We start from the raw sequence: 278 nt of genomic DNA, 5'->3' as shown, positions 1-278 counted from the left end.
CGCTTTAATCATCGAAGCACGGCTCCTCAAACTCCGGTTGTTCCAGCGCAGGCGCCCTGCCCCAACCCTCCGGCTTTTTGTACGCCCACGGCCGCTGGCCGCTCTTGCTCAGGGCGCCCAAACGGAACCGTCGCCAGCCCAATCTATGCAGGATCGCACCCACGCGCATCTGCTCCGGTTTGCCCCAGTGGCCGGGATCGAGCTTGAGCGCCTGACTCATCACCTCACTGCCGGTGGTGGTCTCGCCGATCTGCGACTCTTCGAGCCAGGTCAGAATT

General features: G+C 63.3%; 1 pseudogene. It reads right to left on the bottom strand.

The features are described 5' to 3' along the window. Positions 1-4: 4 nt before the first annotated feature. Positions 5-278, bottom strand: a pseudogene (locus KVG87_RS25805) (VapE domain-containing protein); the annotation flags it as partial.

Source organism: Pseudomonas siliginis (assembly GCF_019145195.1).
GTDB lineage: Bacteria > Pseudomonadota > Gammaproteobacteria > Pseudomonadales > Pseudomonadaceae > Aquipseudomonas > Aquipseudomonas siliginis.
Note: the sequence above shows the minus strand (reverse complement) of the source record. Positions and strands in the feature narration are given on the sequence as shown.